This is a genomic window from Phenylobacterium sp. LjRoot225 (assembly GCF_964252855.1).
Classification (GTDB): domain Bacteria; phylum Pseudomonadota; class Alphaproteobacteria; order Caulobacterales; family Caulobacteraceae; genus Phenylobacterium.
Genome location: NZ_CAXUPL020000003.1, coordinates 443800 through 462175, shown reverse-complemented (window position 1 = coordinate 462175; position 18376 = coordinate 443800). Strand labels below are relative to the sequence as shown.

At 69.4% G+C, this 18376-nt stretch carries 22 protein-coding genes; 20 read left to right on the top strand and 2 right to left on the bottom strand.

What is annotated here, in order from left to right:
- Positions 1 to 159: 159 nt before the first annotated feature.
- Both ACSQ2B_RS17355 and ACSQ2B_RS17350 read left to right on the top strand, forming a co-directional pair.
- Complete coding sequence (locus ACSQ2B_RS17355) at positions 160 to 1263, top strand: IS110 family transposase (RefSeq protein ID WP_436051741.1); 1104 nt, start codon at positions 160 to 162, stop codon at positions 1261 to 1263.
- Between the two features lie 479 nt (positions 1264 to 1742).
- Positions 1743 to 3731, top strand: coding sequence for a ParB/RepB/Spo0J family partition protein (locus ACSQ2B_RS17350; protein ID WP_436051739.1), 1989 nt, complete (start codon positions 1743 to 1745; stop codon positions 3729 to 3731).
- Positions 3732 to 3940: 209 nt separating this feature from the next.
- On the opposite strand, the gene ACSQ2B_RS17345 is transcribed toward ACSQ2B_RS17350, so the two are convergent.
- Together ACSQ2B_RS17345 and ACSQ2B_RS17340 are read right to left on the bottom strand one after the other, a co-directional pair.
- A complete protein-coding gene (locus ACSQ2B_RS17345) occupies positions 3941 to 5164 on the bottom strand; it encodes an ATP-binding protein (RefSeq protein ID WP_436051737.1) in 1224 nt (407 codons plus the stop codon).
- Between the two features lie 146 nt (positions 5165 to 5310).
- A complete protein-coding gene (locus ACSQ2B_RS17340) occupies positions 5311 to 5718 on the bottom strand; it encodes a hypothetical protein (protein ID WP_436051735.1) in 408 nt (135 codons plus the stop codon).
- 91 nt (positions 5719 to 5809) lie between these two features.
- Here ACSQ2B_RS17340 and ACSQ2B_RS17335 point away from each other — a divergent pair, with 91 nt between their 5' ends.
- The 18 genes from ACSQ2B_RS17335 to ACSQ2B_RS17250 all read left to right on the top strand — a co-directional run bounded on the left by ACSQ2B_RS17335 (position 5810) and on the right by ACSQ2B_RS17250 (position 18375).
- Positions 5810 to 6061 carry a helix-turn-helix domain-containing protein gene (locus tag ACSQ2B_RS17335; protein WP_436051733.1) on the top strand — a complete coding sequence of 84 codons (252 nt, stop codon included), beginning with the start codon at positions 5810 to 5812 and terminating at the stop codon, positions 6059 to 6061.
- 432 nt (positions 6062 to 6493) lie between these two features.
- The gene (locus ACSQ2B_RS17330; RefSeq protein WP_436051731.1) at positions 6494 to 6805 is read left to right on the top strand and encodes a DUF736 domain-containing protein; all 312 of its coding nucleotides are present in this window, start codon (positions 6494 to 6496) and stop codon (positions 6803 to 6805) included.
- A 67-nt stretch (positions 6806 to 6872) separates the two neighbouring features.
- Positions 6873 to 7220, top strand: a complete 348-nt coding sequence (locus ACSQ2B_RS17325) for a DUF2958 domain-containing protein (RefSeq protein ID WP_436051729.1) — start codon at positions 6873 to 6875, stop codon at positions 7218 to 7220.
- A 154-nt stretch (positions 7221 to 7374) separates the two neighbouring features.
- Positions 7375 to 7536 (top strand): transcriptional regulator domain-containing protein, encoded by a 162-nt coding sequence (locus ACSQ2B_RS17320; protein WP_436051728.1) that lies wholly within the window; start codon positions 7375 to 7377, stop codon positions 7534 to 7536.
- Entirely contained in the window at positions 7475 to 8062 is a 588-nt protein-coding gene (locus tag ACSQ2B_RS17315) for a DUF7011 domain-containing protein (RefSeq protein ID WP_436052602.1), read from the top strand. Before ACSQ2B_RS17320 ends, ACSQ2B_RS17315 begins: the two co-directional genes overlap by 62 nt.
- Before the next feature lie 87 nt (positions 8063 to 8149).
- Positions 8150 to 8377, top strand: a complete 228-nt coding sequence (locus ACSQ2B_RS17310) for a helix-turn-helix transcriptional regulator (RefSeq protein WP_436051726.1) — start codon at positions 8150 to 8152, stop codon at positions 8375 to 8377.
- Positions 8378 to 8384: 7 nt separating this feature from the next.
- Positions 8385 to 9323, top strand: coding sequence for a replication initiator protein A (locus ACSQ2B_RS17305; protein ID WP_436051724.1), 939 nt, complete (start codon positions 8385 to 8387; stop codon positions 9321 to 9323).
- Positions 9324 to 9531: 208 nt separating this feature from the next.
- Positions 9532 to 10170 (top strand): ParA family partition ATPase, encoded by a 639-nt coding sequence (gene parA / locus ACSQ2B_RS17300; protein ID WP_436051722.1) that lies wholly within the window; start codon positions 9532 to 9534, stop codon positions 10168 to 10170.
- A complete protein-coding gene (locus ACSQ2B_RS17295) occupies positions 10167 to 10433 on the top strand; it encodes a hypothetical protein (protein ID WP_436051720.1) in 267 nt (88 codons plus the stop codon). The genes parA and ACSQ2B_RS17295 overlap by 4 nt, the downstream gene beginning before the upstream one ends.
- Complete coding sequence (locus ACSQ2B_RS17290) at positions 10430 to 10894, top strand: DUF2840 domain-containing protein (protein ID WP_436051719.1); 465 nt, start codon at positions 10430 to 10432, stop codon at positions 10892 to 10894. Before ACSQ2B_RS17295 ends, ACSQ2B_RS17290 begins: the two co-directional genes overlap by 4 nt.
- Positions 10891 to 11397 carry a S26 family signal peptidase gene (locus tag ACSQ2B_RS17285; RefSeq protein ID WP_436051718.1) on the top strand — a complete coding sequence of 169 codons (507 nt, stop codon included), beginning with the start codon at positions 10891 to 10893 and terminating at the stop codon, positions 11395 to 11397. The genes ACSQ2B_RS17290 and ACSQ2B_RS17285 overlap by 4 nt, the downstream gene beginning before the upstream one ends.
- A complete protein-coding gene (locus ACSQ2B_RS17280) occupies positions 11385 to 11969 on the top strand; it encodes a lytic transglycosylase domain-containing protein (RefSeq protein WP_436051716.1) in 585 nt (194 codons plus the stop codon). The genes ACSQ2B_RS17285 and ACSQ2B_RS17280 overlap by 13 nt, the downstream gene beginning before the upstream one ends.
- Before the next feature lie 220 nt (positions 11970 to 12189).
- Positions 12190 to 14127 (top strand): DUF3363 domain-containing protein, encoded by a 1938-nt coding sequence (locus ACSQ2B_RS17275; protein ID WP_436051714.1) that lies wholly within the window; start codon positions 12190 to 12192, stop codon positions 14125 to 14127.
- A gap of 187 nt (positions 14128 to 14314) precedes the next feature.
- The gene (locus ACSQ2B_RS17270; RefSeq protein WP_436051712.1) at positions 14315 to 16309 is read left to right on the top strand and encodes a conjugal transfer protein TraG; all 1995 of its coding nucleotides are present in this window, start codon (positions 14315 to 14317) and stop codon (positions 16307 to 16309) included.
- Positions 16306 to 16809, top strand: coding sequence for a CopG family transcriptional regulator (locus tag ACSQ2B_RS17265; RefSeq protein WP_436051711.1), 504 nt, complete (start codon positions 16306 to 16308; stop codon positions 16807 to 16809). The genes ACSQ2B_RS17270 and ACSQ2B_RS17265 overlap by 4 nt, the downstream gene beginning before the upstream one ends.
- A gap of 35 nt (positions 16810 to 16844) precedes the next feature.
- Positions 16845 to 17777, top strand: coding sequence for a P-type conjugative transfer ATPase TrbB (gene trbB, locus ACSQ2B_RS17260; RefSeq protein WP_436052600.1), 933 nt, complete (start codon positions 16845 to 16847; stop codon positions 17775 to 17777).
- On the top strand, positions 17774 to 18115 hold the full coding sequence (locus ACSQ2B_RS17255; protein ID WP_436051710.1) for a TrbC/VirB2 family protein: 342 nt from the start codon (positions 17774 to 17776) through the stop codon (positions 18113 to 18115). Before trbB ends, ACSQ2B_RS17255 begins: the two co-directional genes overlap by 4 nt.
- The gene (locus ACSQ2B_RS17250; protein WP_436051708.1) at positions 18115 to 18375 is read left to right on the top strand and encodes a VirB3 family type IV secretion system protein; all 261 of its coding nucleotides are present in this window, start codon (positions 18115 to 18117) and stop codon (positions 18373 to 18375) included. Before ACSQ2B_RS17255 ends, ACSQ2B_RS17250 begins: the two co-directional genes overlap by 1 nt.
- Position 18376: the final 1 nt, after the last annotated feature.

The window sequence follows — 18376 nt, the reverse complement described above, 5'->3', positions numbered from 1 at the left end:
GCGCTATCCACGCCCCATGGGATCTTCTCCCTGTCTCGCCGCGATCCGAGCGGGATCGCGGCTCGGGTGGGCTTAGTCCGTATGTCCTTCCTGCCGGCGGCGCGCTGCCCGGCCGTGGGTGCTGCATCTTGATCCGATGCAGCACCATCGGAGGAAGACATGGGCACGCTCTACGTCGGTCTGGATGTTCATAGGGTCGGCATTTCGGTCAGTATCGCCGAGGAGGGCCGCGATGGCCCGGTGCGGTTTCTGGGCGAGATTCCCAACACCCCGACAGATATCGCCAAGCTGGCCAAGCGGCTTGCCCGGGAGGGCGAGCTTGAGTTCTGCTACGAGGCGGGCCCCTGCGGCTATGGCGTCTATCGCCAGCTCACCCAGCTGGGCCATGGCTGCATGGTGGTCGCCCCGTCGTTGATCCCGAGGAAGCCCGGCGAGCGCGTCAAGACGGACCGGCGCGACGCCCAGAAGCTGGCGATCCTTCATCGGTCAGGCGATCTCACCCGGGTCTGGGTGCCGGATCCGGTCCATGAGGCGATGCGCGATCTGGTGCGGGCGCGGCTCGCGGCGATGATGGCGTTGATGCGGGCGCGCCAGCAGTTGCTGTCTTTCTTGCTCAGACACGGCCGGACCTACGAGAAGGGTAAGCCCTGGACCCAGCGCCATCGTGTCTGGCTGGCCGAGCAGGTGTTCGAGCAGCCGGTCCACCAGATTGTCTTCCAAGACTATGTGGAGGCGATCTTCACTGCCCAGGATCGTCGCGACCAGCTGATCGCCCGGATCAAGTCGCTGGTGCCGAGCTGGTCAATGGGGCCAGTAGTCGAGGCGTTGCGCGGGCTTCGCGGCATGGAGATGCTGTCGGCCGTCACCTTCGTGGCCGGTATCGGCGATCTCGGGCGGTTCGAGACCCCCAGCCAGCTGATGGCCTATCTGGGCCTGGTGCCCTCTGAGTACTCCAGCGGCGAGCGGACCCGTCGCGGCGGGATCACCAAGACGGGCAATAGCGAGGCCCGTCGCATGCTGGTCGAGGCGGCCTGGAGTTATCGCTACCCGCCGCGGGTCGCCGGCGAGAAGGTCGAGGTGCTGGTGCGCCTGCCCAAGCCGGTGCGCGACATCGCTTGGAAGGCCCAGGTCAGGCTCTGCGAGCGGTACAAGAAGCTGAGCCATTCAGGGAAGAAGCCGACCGTCGTGGTCACCGCAATCGCCCGTGAGCTCGCCGGCTTCGTCTGGGCGATCGGACAGCAGGTCAAGCCGGCCGCGCCCTGAGGCGCATCGCCACCCGGCCTGTTCGGCTGGGGGCGGGATGGAGGTCAGGGTGATCCTCGAGAGCCCATTGGGCAGGCTTAAGGCCCACGCCCGAGCTTAGTGAGAGGCTGCCCGCGACGACACGCGTTCATGCGGTACCCAACCCGCGCATAGAAGTCTGATCGACCGTCGCCTTCGCCATCCCGCCCCCAACCCAACGGCATGACCCGACGGCCTCAATCTCCGCGCCTACGGCGCGGAGGGGTTTTCGCACGTCTAGGCACTTGCAGAAGGACATAGAAGGGCTCCGCCCTCGGCGCACTTCGGAGCGCCTTCCGCCCAGCTTCGGTCCGCGCACGAGTCTCATGCTGGTCTGGGTTTGAAAGCCCTGCAGCCGGGGCCCCGCGAAGGCGCCCGCTCCGCTTGCACACCCGGTCTCGCCGACGGGCAAGGCTGCAGGCGCGCCTTGCGCCTGCCAGCCATGCCCCAAGGAGGCAGACATGAACGCTCACATCGAAACCCCCGCCGCCGCGTCGGTCGCCATCGAGAGCGGAACGGTGCTCGACATCCCGCTCAACAAGCTCAAGGCCTCGCCGAAGAACGTGCGGAAGGCGCCCCACACCGAGGCGGCCATCGAGGCGTTGGCCGCCAGCATCGGCGCCAAGACCATGCTGCAGGCGCCGGTGGTGGAGCCGGAACTGGACGCGGAAGGCGGCCCCACCGGCTTCTATTTGGTGACCATCGGCGAGGGGCGGCGGCTCGCCCAGCTTCTCCGCGCGAAGCGCAAGGAGATCAAGAAGACCGAATCCGTCCGCTGCGTGGTGGACGTGATCCATGACCCCCACGAGATCAGCCTGGATGAAAACGTCACCCGCAGCGACTTGCACCCCGCCGACCAGTTTGAAGCGTTCCGCGACCTTGGCGAGCGCATGGGCTGGGGTCCGGAGGAGATCGGCGCCCGGTTCGGCGTCTCAGCCCAGGTGGTGCGCCAGCGGCTGCGCCTCGGCGCGGTCAGCCCTAAGCTGCTGGCCGTCTACCGCGAGGACGGCCTGACCCTGGACCAGCTGATGGCCTTCGGCGTGACCGAGGACCACGCCCGCCAGGAGCAGGTCTATGAGAACCTGTCCTTCAACCGCAGCCCTCACCTCATCCGCCGGGCCATGACCGAGGCCAAGGTGCCGGCCGACGACCGCCGCGCGGTGTTTGTCGGGGTGGAGGCCTATGCCGAGGCGGGCGGCGCGATCCTGCGCGATCTCTTCACTGAGGATCGCGGTGGCTGGCTGGAGGACGTGGCCCTGCTGGATCGGCTGGTCGCCGAGAAGCTGGCGGCCATCGCGACCGAGCTTCGGGAAACCGAGGGCTGGAAGTGGGCGCAGGCTCACCTGGACTACCCCACCGGCCACGGCCTGACGACGCGGGTCTATCCGCACCGGATCGAGCGCACCGCCGAGAACGAGGCGCAGATCACCGCCCTCTCCGAGGCCTATGACGCCCTGACTGAACAGTGGGGCGAGGTCGAAGACCTGCCGCCCGACGTGGAGGCCAAGCTCGCCGAGATGGACGCCGAGCTTCAAGCCCATGGCGATGGCTACGGCTTCGATCCGGAAGAGATCGCGCGCGGCGGTGTCTTCGTGGTGCTGGGCCATGACGGCCAAGCCCGGATCGAACGCGGCTGGGTGCGGGCGGAAGACCTGCCACCGCCCGCGGAACCCGAAGCCGGCGAGGACGACGGCGGGCTCGGCGCGATCCAGGCCGAGGCGGCGGACGATCCGGCCGCGGGCGGGGAGGATGACGAGGCTGAGGATGAGCTTGCCCCGCTCTCGGATCGCCTGATCGCCGACCTGACCGCGCACCGTACCGCAGGCCTTCGCGACGCCCTGTCGGAGAACCCGGACGTCGCCCTGCTCTGCGTCGTCCACGCCCTGACCTTGCGGACCTTCTACGCCGGCCACACGCCCGCCACCTGCGTCGATGTCCGCGGCGCCTCGGTGAGCCTTGGCCAGTACGCGCCGGGGATCGAGGACGTCCCGGCCAGCCGCGCCATCGATCAGCGGCATGAGGCCTGGGCGCGGCAACTTCCCCAGGAGGCCGCGGAGGTCTGGGCCTTCGTCGTCGGGCTCGACGCCGACAGCCGCGCGAGCCTTCTGGCCCACTGCGTGGCGCTGAGCGTCAACGCCGTGCGGGCGTGGGAGCGGCGTCCCGCCGCGCTCGCTCACGCCGACCAGCTGGCGGCGGCGGTCGGCCTCGACATGGGCGCCTACTGGACCCCCACAGCATCAACCTACTTCTCCCGCGTGACCAAGGCGCGGATTGGCGAAGCCATCCGCGAGGCGGTCTCGGCGGAGGCGGCAGATCGGCTCACCGGACTGAAAAAGCCGGAGATGGCCGAGGCCGCTGAGCGGTTGGTGGTCGGGACGGGCTGGCTGCCGACGCTGCTTCGCACATCGGCGCCCGAGTCCACGGCGGGCTTCGCCGTGGCCGCCGGCTAGGCGTCGCCGGGGACCGTCGGTCGGCGGTCCCCGGCCTTTGTGGTTGCGGGGAGCGGCCTGCCGTCGCACTTGTTTCCATCGTTTTGCCGCTCCTGCGGGCTCGCCCCTTCGGGCGGCCTTTGAGCCGCCGCCGGCCGTTCGTCGGCGCTTCCCGCCACGCGCCGTGGGCGGGCTCTTGGGGGCCTTCGAAAATTGCATCGCAATGCCTGTTAAGCCCAAAGGCCGGACAGAGGTGCGGCGATCAGGCGGTCGCCAAAGGGCACGCTTCGATCGTGGTCATAGAGCACGGCGCCGAACGCGAACCGGGGGCCTGCAGCCTCCGCGAGCTTTCGCAGTCCGGCGAAATCCGCGTTGCGCACGGTCGCCGCAGCCTTCACCTCCAGGCCGACAATCCGCCCTTGCCGATCTTCCAAGACGATATCGACCTCGTTCTGCTCTTTGTCGCGGAAGTGGCTGAGCGAAAACCGATCGTCGCTCCAGCTTGCCAGTTTGAGCACCTCGGCGAACACGAACGTCTCCAGCACGGCGCCGAAATTGGACCGGTCCGCCGCCACGCGCTCTGGGGTGAGCCCCCGCAGAGCCGCGAGCAGGCCCGAGTCGAGAAAGTGAAGTTTCGGCTTCTTGGTCAGGCGCTTGAGGGCGTTGTTATGCCAGGGCGACAGGGTCCGTACGAGGAACAGTTGTTCGAAGACACCGGTGTATTTCTGCGTCGTCACGTGGTTGAGGTCCAGGCTGGCGCCAACGCCCGCGTGATTGACGAGCTGCCCCGAGTGTTCGGCAAGCGCGCGGAGCAGACGGGGCATACGATCGAGTTGGTCGATGTTGGCGACATCGCGGACGTCGCGGCCGACCACGGCCTCGACGTAGTTGACATACCAATCCTGCCGGCGAGGCCAGCTTCGACGCGCCAGCGCCTCCGGGTAGCCGCCGGCCAGGACAAGGTCGATCAGGTCGGGTCCAAGCCGGACCGGTCCTGCCGTCGGCGCCTGACCTGCAAACAGGGACGTCAGGAACTGGGGCGCCGGTCGCCGCAAAATCTCCGACTGGGCCAGGGGCAACAGGCGGATTGTCTCCATGCGGCCCGCTAGGGAGTCCGCAACGCGTGGCAGGGTCATCAGATTGGCCGAGCCGGTGAGCAAGAAGCGTCCTGGTCGCGTGTCCCTGTCCACGCTTTCCTTGATCGCCAGCAACAGATCCGGCGCCCGCTGCACCTCATCGATGATGGCCCGGTCAAGTCCTCGGATCAGACCGGCCGGATCCGCCTGGGCGGCGGAGAGCGTGGTCGCGTCATCGAGCGTGAGATAGCTTCGGCCCTCCTCGGCAAGCGAACGGGCGAGGGTTGTCTTCCCCGCCTGGCGAGGCCCTGCCAGCAACACCACCCTGGTGTCGATCAAAGCCTCCCGGATTCGGTCGGTCGAATGGCGGCTGAACATGACTGCCTGAAGCGCCTTGGGCGTCTGAATGAAGCCAAATTGGCGTCTATCTGAAATTCATGTGGCGTCCAAATGAAAATCCCGCTGGCGAGATCATGCGCCTGTCATCGTCCTTCCCGAAATCCGCAGATCCGCATTTGCGGCTTTCAGTCGATGCGGATCACCGCACAGGCCACCGCCGGTGGCGCTTCGTCCAGCGGCAGGTAGAGCCGCGCCACCCGCCGTCCGCCGATGGCATCCTCCGCGGTGAACGGCTCGCCCAGGGCTCGCGCCTGGCTGGCCTCTTCCACCGCATCTCTTCGTCCCGACGTCAGCGCCTGCACCGGCTCACCGGTGAGAGGTGAGCCATAGGCGAGGACCGCCTGAGCGCCAGCCTCAGCAATCACGGCGTCGCCATCGGCGCCCGGCCAGCGGATCAGGCACAGAGACTCCCCGAGGCCACCCGCGCTCGCACGCAACGCCTCCCACGTCGGCGGCTCCCCACCCACGCGCCAAGCCTGCAGCAACTGCCCGAGCAGAGCCGTCCGTCCCGTCGTCTTTCCACCCTCGTCCATTGTCGCCTCATCGGGCTCAACCAGATTTTCTGATTATCAGAATATCCGGTTACTGGACCTGTCGACCTTCATTTTCCGTCGACGCGGGCGAATGCCCAAGACCCTTCGTTCACCACGGCAACAACGGCTGATCGAACTACTGGTCGCGCACCGGAAAAATGCGGGCATGAGTCAGGCTGCCTTGGCGACGGCCCTGGGTCGCTACCAATCGGTGATTGCCGCGATGGAATCCGGCAGCCGCCGGATCGACGCCATCGAACTGATCGACATCGCCGACGCGGTCGGATTCGACATCCACGAGCTGATCGACGCGCTCCGCGCGACGCCTTCCGCAGCGCCCTGATTTGCCGGCCGACGGGGTAGCCCTGCGCCCGTCAGCGTCCTTCGCGAAATCCGCATGGGCGGTCTCCCCGACGTCGTAACGCGCAAAACGCCCCTCGGGAGTCGTCGTCCTGAACTGAAGCCGCCGAGGCGGACAGGATCCATGCCCGCCCTCCGGCAGCGTCCGATCTCGCCTCTCCTGGCTTGATCTGGCCGAAGTCCGGCCGCCCTCCGCAACGCCGGTCGGCGACTTTCTTCCCCTGCCGTCGACCACCCCACGCGACCGGTCGCCTGGGGACCCCGATCGGCCGTCATTCCTCGCGCCCCAAGAAACTCGCCACCCGCCGTCCTGCGCTGACGCTCCGGGGCTGCGCCTGCGAGGGCGTCCGTCTCTCGTCCTCTTGATCGCCATCGAGGCCGCGATTGGCGCGGCCCGAGAGCAGGAGCAAGTCCCATGGCCACCATCGGTTCTTTCAGCATGCAAGACGACGGCTCGTACGCGGGCTCGATCAAGACCCTCACACTCAACGTCAAGACCGCCCAACTGCGGCCCGCCGACAAGGACAACGACAAGGCGCCCGACTTCCGCATCTTCACCGGCCAGACCGAGTTCGGCGCCGCCTGGAAGAAGGTCTCCCGCGAGAACCGCGACTACCTCTCGGTCAAGCTGGACGATCCGAGCTTCCCGGCTCCGATCTACGCTTCCTTGGTCGATGCGGACGACGGCTACGCCTTGATCTGGTCGCGCAGCCGCACCGCCGACTGAGCCGCAGAGCGCCCCGCCGCTCGCGGCGGGGCGCCACCCTCAAACCCGCAAATCCGGAAACACGGCTATGACCGTCATCATCACCGCCGAGCAGCGTGCACAAATGCTCGCCAACGGCGCCCGCACCGCCGCCGGCGAAGACATCGACCCCTTTCCGATCGTCAAACTCTTCACGCCAGACGCCGGCGCCACCTGGCTCCTCACGGAACTCGATCCGGAGGATCCCGACATCGCCTTCGGTCTCTGTGACTTGGGGCTCGGCTTTCCCGAACTGGGGTCGGTGAGCCTGTCGGAGATCACCTCCGTGCGCGGCGCCCTGGGCCTGCCTGTGGAACGCGACCTCTACTTCAAGGCCGACCGACCGCTCAGCCGGTACGCCGACGACGCACGCCACACCGGCAGCGTTCGAGCCTGAGGCCAACAAACGAGCGCCTCCGCATCCGTGCGGAGGCGCTTCCGCGCTTTTGCAGAAATGCGCCCAAGCGGCGACACCGGCGCGCCATCTTGCAACCACAACGGGTGCCTAGAGGTTTCACCGCTGGGTGGGCGCGTGCTGGTGAGCATGACGCATGGCCGAATCCGCGCCCCAGACCCTGCTCGCTTCCTATCTCTACATCCTCGCACTCGACCCGCCGGACCTGGCCTGGGAGTACCTCCGCCGTCGGACCGATTACCGGCAGGAATGGCGAGACCGAGGCGCGGCGGCGCGGTTCGGCCTCTACTTTTGTTGAACACCCCGACCGCGACGCCCGTGAGGCGGAGCCGTCCTGGCTGCCGACATCGTGGCCCACGCCTCATCTCGTCGACGTTCCCGACCCCGATGCGCCGATCTTCGACCTCTGGTCGATGCCCGGCGCCAAGCGGTTGACCCACGATGGCCGCACCCTCGCGCTCACCCGCCGAACTGCCGGGAAGATCGAGCGCGCCACGCTCGGCCGAGGCCTGGAACACGGCCAGCCCTTCGGCGTCGCCGACTCTGGTTTGCGCCCGAGCTCCACGGGCCTGGCCGCCGGTGCGATCCGAGCAGCGCTCGCTCATATGCGCGCGCTGCTCGCCGTCGACGCCAAGGCCGCCGGGGCCAGTGATTCCCAGATCTCGCGCGCGCTCGTCCCTGGGTCACAGCTCAGGAACACTTGGTCCTCCGACAGCGCCGAGCGGGCGCTGGTGCGCGACGCGCTCAAGCGCGGCCGGGCGTTCCGCGACGGCCGCTGGACCGAGCTCGTCTGGGGCGCAGGGAGACGCCCCTCGCCCACCTAATCTCCCTGCGACGTGCGCCTTGGCCCGCTCACCCTGTCTCCAATCCGCCGCGCCCCGATCGGCTGCGGCCAGCCCGGAGACCCGACCATGGCCGAAGCCGCCGCCCGCGAGCGCCGCTACCTAACCAATTCCGAAGCCGCCGATTTCCTGAAGCTGTCGCCGCGGACGCTGGAGAAGCAGCGGGTGATCGGCGGCGGCCCGCGCTTTCGCAAGTTCGGCCGCCGTGTCGTCTACGCCCTGGACGACCTGGTGACCTGGGCCGAGGCGCGGGGGTGCGACTCCACCTCGGACCACAACTACGTCGCGGCGCGGTGATCGACCCATGGTTCGCCGCCCGACCGTCGAGCGCCAGCCGCTCGCGCTCTTCCGCGCGCTGAGCGGCGACCTCGCCCCACGCGACGCCCAGGACCTGATGGCCTATCCCTTCTTCAGCCTGGCCAAGACGCCGCGGATCGCGCCGATCGACTTCAAGGCGGGCGAGATCGCCATCCGGGTGGAAGCCACCGCCGAACACGGCATGGCGACCATCTGGGACGCCGATGTGCTGATCTGGGCGGCCAGCCAGATCGTCGAAGCGCGCGATGCGGGGCTGCGGCCGTCTCGGCTGATGGCCGCCACCCCCTATGAGATCCTGACCTTCATCGGCCGCGGTGTGGGCGCCCGAGACTACCAGCGTCTCAAGGCGGCGCTCGATCGCCTACAGTCGACGACGGTGGCCACCACCATCCGCCAGCCACCCCTGAGCGCGCCCCGGCGCGCTCAGTCTTCAGGCCAGACAAGCCCGCCTCCGGCGGGCGGCCGACGGATGCACCGCTTCTCGTGGATCAACGAGTGGAAGGAGACCGCCGACGCCGCCGGTCGGCCCTACGGCCTGGAGCTGATCCTGCCAGACTGGTTCTTCGCCGGCGTCGTCGACCACGCCCTCGTGCTGACCATCGACCGGGCTTATTTCGACCTGACCGGCGGGCTCGAGCGCTGGCTCTATCGCCTGGTGCGCAAGCATGGCGGCCGCCAGCGCGGCGGCTGGGTGTTCGACTTTCGCCACCTGCACGCCAAGTCCGGCAGCCTCTCACGCTTCTCCGATTTCGCCCTCGACCTTCGCCGCCTCGCCGGTCGCCAACCCCTGCCCGGCTACGCCCTGCGCGTCCGTCGGCTGAGAGGCGGCGGCGAGGCGCTCGTCTTCACCCCAACCGCGGCCGACCCGCTGGCGCGCCTTGCCGCGCAGCTGGACGCGCTGGCCTATGCGGAGGACAGCCTGTGAATCCCCTCGTGCTATCAGGCGCACGGACTATCGTGCCATCAGGCGCAGCGGACACGTGCTATCAGGCGCACGAACGGGTCACAACACCTTGGACTCGCTGCGAAATTCGCGCCCGTAACGAGTCTAACAAAGACTCCTACGGAGTCTTTCTAACGGATCGCGCCTGTGGATTGCGCGATCTGGACCGGCTTGGCGAGGGCGCACGGCGATGATCGTCGCCCTCCTCAACCAGAAGGGCGGGGTCGGAAAGACCACACTCGCTCTGCACCTCGCCGGCGCCTTCGCCGCCCACGGTCGCCGCAGCGTCGTCATCGACGCCGACCCGCAAGGCTCGGCGCTCGACTGGTCCCAGGCCCGCGCGGCGTCGAGCGCCCCAAGGCTCTTCGGGGTGGTGGGCCTGGCCCGCGAGACCCTGCATCGCGAAGTCCCGGAGATCGCCCGCAGCGTCGACCATGTGGTGATCGACGGCCCGCCGCGGGTCACGGCCCTGGCGCGCTCGGCGCTGCTGGCCGCCGACCTGGTGCTGATCCCGGTGCAGCCCTCGGCGCTGGACGGCTGGGCCTCTGCCGAGATGCTGCGGCTGCTCGACGACGCGCGCATCTTCCGCCCGGAGCTACGCGCCCGCTTTGTCCTCAACCGCTGCGCCGCGCGCACGATTATCGCTCGGGAGACGGCGGCGAGCCTCGAACAGTCGGAGCACCGCGTGTTGGCCGCGCGGATCGGTCAGCGGGTCGCCTATCCGGAGGCCGCCGCCGAAGGGCGCCTGGCCTTCGAGCGGGATCCGGACGGTCCGGCGGCGGTTGAGATCGCCGCCTTCGCCGCTGAAGTGCTGGAGGTGGGCGCATGACGGCGCCCACCTCGAAGAACGCTGCGTCCGGCTTTGCGCGTCGGCCCGGCGATCCCGAAGCCTGGATTCGCGCTGCCGACCGGCCGCCAGCACCCATCGCGCCGACCAAGGCCGAGGTCTACGACGCCCGCCTAACCCTCGACATCACCAAGGCGCTGCGGGGCCGCATTAAGGTCGCGGCTTTCCAGCGCGGCGAGACCGTCGCCGACATGCTGCGGGTGATGCTGGAGGCCGCCTTCCCCGACGAGGGCGCGGCGTCATGAGTGCGCTGACCCGCGTGGCCCTCTGGCATGTCCCAGATCTGGCCGACGACTGGCTGCGATTCGGCAGTCCAACGGCGGAAGGGGAGCTCGATCGCAGGCGGTCCTGGGCGGGGTTCGCCGCCGGGGCGCTATTCGCCTACGTCCGTTGGCGCGGCGGCGATTACGGCACGCTGCGTTGGTCGCTGGCGGTGTTGCGGGCGGCAGCGCCCGGCGAACCGGTCGACACCGTCGCCGGCGTCTTGCCGGGAGCGGAGATTCTGCTGGAGGCGTTCGGCGCCGGACCGGTGCGCCGGGCCTTCGCGGTAATCGACGCCGTCGAGGCGGCAGGGTTCGATCCTTGCGGGATCTCCGCAAACTATTGGCGGGTGGCCCGCAACCGACTTGCCGCCCACCAGGTCCCGCGCCCCTACGGCCAGGCCGAGCACGCCGCCTGGCTGGCCCGCCGGGAGATCGCCGCGTGAACCCCGGCGGCGTCGCCATCCTGACGACGAGCCTCGCCGCCGCCTGCAGCCTGGCGCTGGCTGGTATCGGCCATCTGCCGACGCGCGTGGTCTACAACCCGACCGCCAGCGCCCCGCTCGGCTTCTACGCCGTAGAACCCGCATGGCCTCTGCACGCCGGAGACCTGGTGGTCTCGCACCTGCCGACCACCGCGGCCGCCTTGGCGGATCGGCGGCTTTACGTGCCGGCCAGCGTGCCGGTCGTGAAGACCGTGGCGGCGATCGCCGCCGCGCGGGTCTGCCGGAACGGTCTGATGGTGACGGTCGATGGAAGGGCCATCGCCCTGGCGCGGGTCCGCGATCGCGCCGGCCGTCCGCTGCCCGCTTGGTCAGGCTGCCGGACGCTACGGCCCGGCCAGGTGCTGCTGCTCAGCCACCATCCGGCTTCGTTCGACGGGCGATACTTTGGGCCCACCCAGACGGCTCTGATCCTGGGCCGAGCGAGGCCCCTATGGACTTGGTGAAGCCGCTTCTGGCCGGCGTCCTGGCGCTCGCCCTGCCTGCAGCGGCCCGGGCCGAGGAACCCTGGGCCGCGGAGGTCCGCCAGGCCGCCGGGCGCGTCGGCCTGCCAGAGCCGCTGATCCACGCCGTGCTGCGCGCGGAGAGTGGCGGCGATCCGCGGGCCGTCTCCCGCGCCGGCGCCATGGGTCTCATGCAACTGATGCCGGCGACCTGGGCCGATCTGCGCCGCGAGCTCGGCCTTGGCGCGGATCCTTTCCAGCCCGCCGACAACCTCCAGGCCGGCGCGGCCTACCTTCGTCGGCTCTACGACCGCTATGGCCTGCCGGGCGCACTTGCCGCCTACAACGCCGGGCCAAGCCGCTTCGAAGCCTATCTCAACGGACGGCCCTTGCCGCCGGAGACCCGCCGCTATGTGGCGGGCCTCGCCGCCTCGACCGCCAGCGTCGCGTCTCCGGCGGGACGGTTCCAGTCGATCCCGCCGCAGGGTCTTTTCGCCGTCCGTTACGACACCCGGGCCGCGGAGGTCCCGCCTGCTGCCCCGTCGGATCGCGGCCTGTTCGTGTCACGCCCCTAAATCCCGGAAGCTATCGATATGCCCAAGAGGGGTCGTTCAGAGCTGGGGATCTGTGAGGGCAAGATAGAAGGGCGAACCTCGTCCACGGCCTCAGGGCTTTGTCTGCACATCGGTTTCGGTGGCGCCACGGCGCTGAGCGCCTGCGCCGCGATCCAGGCCAGCGCATTGTCGCTGCTCGAACTCCTACGGGGTTCGCCCGCCAGGGCGCGCTGGAACGTCCATGCCGCGCCGTCCTGACGAGGGGCGGTTTCGGCCGCGACCAGGCAAGCCGCGCTCCGGCCAGGCCGGCGGCCGGCGCTTCACCAGCCAGGTGCTGAAGGCGACCCAGAAGGCGGCGAGCGGGGTCCGCCCACGGTTCGCCCGGCGTTCGAAACGCGGAGCCGAGTCGGGCCGCGGACGGACAGTCGCCAGGCTGCTGGCCGGCGCATCCAGCGCACGAGACCGCCGCGTCGTGATCAAGGCGCGCCTGGTGGTCCTCGCCCAGGCGACGCCCGGGTCGACGGCGGCGCACCTGCGCTACATCCAGCGCGACGGTGTCACGGTTGAGGGCGAGCCGGGCCACGCCTATGGCCGGACGACCGACCAGGCGGACGTCGAGGCCTTCGAGGCGCGTGGGCGAAGCGACCGACACCAGTTCCGCTTCATCGTCTCCCCGGAGGATGCGACGGAGCTCGGCGACCTGCGCAGCTTCACCCGCGACCTGATGGGGCGGATGGAGGCCGATCTGGGCACGCGGCTGGACTGGGTGGCGGTCGATCACTTCGACACCGACAACCCGCACAGCCACGTGGTTCTGCGCGGCGTCGACGACCGGGGCCGCGATCTGATCATCGCCCGCGACTACATCGCCCATGGGATGCGCCGGCGCGCTTCATTGCTGGCCACCGAACTGCTCGGGCCGCAGACCGAGCAGGAGCTGCGCGACCGAATGGCCCGCGAGATCCAGGCCGAGCGATGGACTGGCCTCGACCGGCGTCTTCAGGATTTGGCGCGGGACGGCGTCGTGACGCTTGGGCCCGGCGCAGATCCCGTCCTCGCCGGCCGCGCCGAGATCCTCGAACGCCTCGGCCTGGCGGAGCGGGTGGATGGCAGTTTGCGGTTGCGGGAGAACCTCGAGCCGACGCTGCGGGCCATGGGCGAGCGCGGCGACATCGTGCGCACCTTGCAGCGGGCGTTCGCTGGGGAACCGCGCCCACTGGAGATCCTCCATGCCGGTGGCGCGCCTGGAACAATCATCGGCCGGATCTTCCGCAAGGGCTTGGCCGACGAGCTGAACGATCGCGGGTTCCTCGTCATCGACAGCCTGGACGGCAAAGGGCGCTATGTGACCCTGCCGCCGGGCGCGCCGCTGGCCGACTATCCGCAGGGCGCCACCGTCAGCGTCCGCACGGTCGCGGCCGGACCCCGGCCGGCGGACCGCGCCATTGCGGGCGTCGCGGAGGACAACCTCTATCGCCCCGATCGTCATCTCACCCTGGCCCGCGCCGAGGCCGGTCCGAACGACGATCCCGAGGGTTTCGTGGGCGCGCATGTTCGCCGGCTCGAGGCGCTGCGGCGGGCAGGCGTCGTCGAACGGCTGGATGACGGCCGGTGGCACCTGCCGGCGGATTTCCTGAAGCGTGCGGCGGCCCATGAGGCCGGTCGGTTCGGCGGTGTGCAGGTGGAGATGCTGGGGGACGGGTCGCCCTCGCGACACGCGCGCCTACTGGGTGTCACCTGGCTCGACAGGACCTTGATCGAGGAGGCTCGTCCCGCACTGACGGGCTTCGGCGGCGAAGTGCGTCAAGCCTTGGACGCACGACGGACCTTTCTCGCCGAACAGGGCTTGGCGACGCAACGCAGCGCCGGCTGGAAGCTGGCGTGCGATCTCCTGGGCGCGCTGCGCCGGCGAGAACTCGAGGCGGTCGGCGTGCGTCTCGCCGCTGAGACCGGACTGGCGCATCGCCCAACGATCGACGGCGAGATCGTCCGCGGGACCTATCGCCGTCAGCTCGAGCTGGTCAGCGGCCGCTTCGCCATGATCGACGCCGGGATGGGCTTCAGCCTCGTTCCCTGGCGACCGGTTCTGGAAAACCGTCTGGGCCAGGAGGTCAGCGGTCAGGTGCAGGGTGCGGGCGTGCAATGGACCTTCGGTCGATCCCGCGGAGTCGGCGTCTAGAAAAAATTCGCGGGCCAAATCTGCGCGCCGCGCTGCGCCTAGGCGCGACCGGCTTACTCGCGGTTTTCAACGCGCCCTTCTTCGTCTCGCCACATACCCGGATGGTCTTTGACCGGACGTGTGTTCGACAGGCGAACTCACCCTAGGCGTGCACATCGGTGCGTCGCATCGGTGCGGGAGCCGTCGGATGTCGCCGACCAAGGTGCTCATCGGGCAGATCCTGGTGGTGTTCGCCGTGGCCGGCCTCGCCGTCTGGGGCGCGACCCAGTGGGCCGCCCACACCCTGGCTTATCAGGCCCAGCTCGGGCCGCCGTGGTTCATCGCCTTCGCCCATCCGATCTACCGACCCTGGCTGCTGTTCCCCTGGTGGTTCGCCTACTACGCCTACGCGCCGGACGTCTTCGACCGCGCCGGCGCCATCGCCGCCACCGGCGGCCTGCTCGGCACGGCCTCCGCCATCGTCGGCTCGGTCTGGCGGGCGCGGCAATCGCGGCTGGTCACCACCTACGGCTCGGCCCGCTGGGCGAAACCTAAGGACCTGCGTCGCGCCGGCCTGGTGCGGCCTGCCGGCGTCTTCCTGGGTCGCGCCGACGCGGACTACCTACGGCACGAGGGCCCCGAGCACGTCATGGCCTTCGCGCCGACGCGGTCCGGCAAGGGCGTCGGCCTGGTCGTGCCAACCTTGCTGAGCTGGCCGGGCAGTTGCGTCGTTCACGACATCAAGGGCGAGAACTGGCAGCTCACCGCGGGCTTTCGCTCCCGCTTCTCCCACTGCCTGCTGTTCAATCCCACCGACCCGCGCTCAGCCGCCTACAATCCGCTCCTGGAGGTTCGGCGCGGGCAACAGGAAGTCCGCGACGTCCAGAACATCGCCGACATCCTGGTCGATCCCGAGGGCTCGATCGAGAAGCGCAACCATTGGGAGAAGACCAGCCACGCCCTGCTGGTCGGCGCGATCCTGCACGTCCTCTACGCCGAGCCGGACAAGACGCTGCGCGGCGTCGCCAACTTCCTCTCCGATCCGGCCCGGGCCTTCGACCGCACCTTGAAGGTGATGATGACCACGGCTCATCTGGGTCCGCAGGGCGTCCATCCGGTCGTCGCCAGCGCCGCGCGCGAAGTACTGAACAAGTCGGAGAACGAACGCTCCGGCGTGCTGTCGACGGCAATGAGCTTCCTGGGTCTCTACCGAGACCCGACGGTCGCCGAGGTCACGGCCCGCTGCGACTGGCGGATCGACGATCTGGTCGAGGCCGACCATGCGGTCAGCCTCTATCTGGTGGTCCCGCCGTCGGACATCTCACGGACCAAGCCGCTGATCCGCCTAGTCCTGAACCAGATCGGCCGCCGACTGACAGAGCGTCTGGAGGACGCCGAGCGTCCGCGCCGCAAGCTGCTGCTGATGCTGGACGAGTTCCCGGCGCTCGGACGGCTCGACTTCTTCGAGTCGGCCCTGGCCTTCATGGCCGGCTACGGCCTGCGGGCCTTCCTGATCGCCCAGTCGCTCAACCAGATTGAGAAGGCCTACGGCCCCAACAACGCGATCCTCGACAACTGCCATGTCCGGGTCACGTTCGCGACCAACGACGAGCGCACCGCCAAGCGGATCTCCGACGCGCTCGGGACGGCGACGGAGCTGCGGGCGCAGCGCAACTATGCCGGTCACCGCCTCTCGCCCTGGCTCGGCCACCTGATGGTCAGCCGCCAGGAGACCGCCCGCCAGCTCCTCACCCCCGGCGAGGTGATGCAGCTGCCGCCGGACGAGGAGATCGTCATGGTCTCCGGTCACCCGCCGACCCGGGCCAAGAAGCTCCGCTACTACGAAGACGCCAACTTCAAGGACCGCGTGCTGCCGCCTCCTGCCCTGGCCGCCGAGGGCTACGCCGATCGTCCCACGCCGCGGACCGATGACTGGACCGGGCGGATCGCAGCCCCGGCGGCGTCTTCGACCCCGGCGATTGACGGCGTCGACGACGAAGGCGGACCCCGCCGTCAGCCCGAGCTCGACACTCCGGAGGCGGCGCCCATGGCCGCGGCCGCCGACGAGATCACCCGGCTCGACGACGACTTCGACGACGACTTCGACGACGAGGCGGCCGCCGACCGCTTCCGGCCCGACCGCCGACTGCAGACGGCCGCCCGCCTGGCGGCGCTCGATCCCGATGATGGGATCGCCTTATGAGCCGTTCTCCTGGGAGCCGGGCGCCGATCTCCCGCGCGCGCCTTAGCGTCTATCTCGAGCCCGAAGCCGAGAAGCGACTGGCCGAGGTGGCGGCGCTGAAGGGCCTCTCCAAGTCCTCGATCGTCGCCGCGGCGCTGTGGTCGTTCCTGTCGCCGGACGGCGGCGATCGGCGCGAAGCCGCGATCGCCAAGCGCCTGGACAAGCTCACCCGGCAATACGACCGGCTGGAGCGCGACCAGACCATCCTCATCGAGACGGTGGCGCTCTTCGTTCGCCACACCCTGACCGTCACCTCGCCGATCCCGGCCGCCCATCAAGAGGCTGCCGTCGCCCAGGGGCGCGAGCGCATGCGGCAGTTCGTCGACCAGCTCGCGCGCCGGCTCCAGCAAGGGCGCAGCCTGGTCAAGGAAGTCCACGAGGAGATTTTCCCCGACGAGAGCCGGTTCTTCCATCTCGACGACGTTCCTCGTGACAGCGCCGAGGCGGAGGCCGCGCCGTGAGCCTCCATGAGCTTTCCGCCGCCCGCCAGGTGCGGATGCTGCGCACCGCGCTGGGGCCGGTCATCGCCGCGGCGCTGGAAGACCCCGACGTCGTCGAGGTGCTGCTCAATCCGGACGGATCGCTCTGGACCGATCGGCTGTCGTGCGGACGCACGCCGACCGGCGAGCATCTGTCGGCCGCGGACGCCGAACGGATCATCCGCCTGATCGCCACCCATGTGGGCGTGGAAGCCAGCCGCAAGGCGCCGATCGTCTCGGCCGAATTGCCGGAGACCGGCGAGCGGTTCGAAGGCCTTCTGCCGCCCGTCGCGCCGACGCCTGCCTTCGCCATCCGCAAGCGCGCCAGCCTCGTCTACACCCTGGACCGCTATGTCGCCGACGCGGTGATGACGGCCGAGGAAGCCGAAGCTCTGCGGACGGCGGTCAGGCAGCGCCTGAACATTGTCATCGCCGGCCCGACCTCCTCGGGCAAGACGACGCTGGCCAACGCCCTGCTCGAGGAAGTCGCCAAGACCGGCGACCGGGTGATCATCCTCGAGGACACCCGCGAGCTGCAGTCGCTCTCCAACGACCAGGTGCCGCTGCGCACCAAGCCGGGCGTCGCGACCATGGCCGACCTGGTCCGCTCGACGCTTCGCCTGAGACCTGACCGCATCGTCATCGGCGAGGTCCGCGGCGCCGAGGCGCTGGATCTCTTGAAGGCCTGGGGCACCGGCCATCCCGGCGGGATCGCCACCCTTCACGCCGGCTCCTCAGTGGGCGCGCTGAACCGGCTCGAACAGCTGATCGCCGAGGGCGTGGTCAACGTGCCCCGCGCCCTGATCGCCGAAGCCGTCGATGTCGTCGTGCTGATCGACGGCCGCGGCCAGGCCCGACGCGTGCGCGAACTGGTCCGCGTCACCGGCCTGCTGGCCGCAGGCTACCGCCTCGAACCTCTCGTCCCCCTGGAAACCGGAGAAGCGCCATGACGGCGAAACGGATTTACGCAAACCCTCAAACCCGGATCGCCGCCTCGGCGGGTTGGCTGATCTGCGCCTTTGCGGCTTTGCAGGGCCGCGCCGACGCGGCCGGCTCCTCCATGCCCTGGGAGCAGCCGCTGCAGCAGATCCTCAACTCGATCGAAGGCCCGGTCGCCAAGATCATCGCGGTGATCATCATCATCTCGACCGGCCTGACGCTGGCCTTCGGCGACAGCTCGGGCGGCATGCGCAAGCTGGTGCAGATCGTCTTTGGCCTCTCGATCGCCTTTGCCGCCTCCAGCTTCTTTCTCTCCTTCTTCTCCTTCGGCGGCGGGGCGCTGGTCTGATGGCCACCGCCGACGGCTACGAAGTCCCGCTGCACCGGTCGCTCACCGAGCCGATCCTGTTGGGCGGCGCGCCGCGGGCCGTCGCGATCGCCGTCGGCACGCTCGCCGCAGCACTCGGTATCGGGCTCCGCCTCTGGCTGGCCGGGGCGCTCGTCTGGCTGGTCGGCCATGCGCTCGCCGTCTGGGGCGCTCGTATCGACGCCCAGTTCGTCGAGGTCTTCACCCGCCACGTGAAGCACCGCCCACACCTGGACCCGTGAG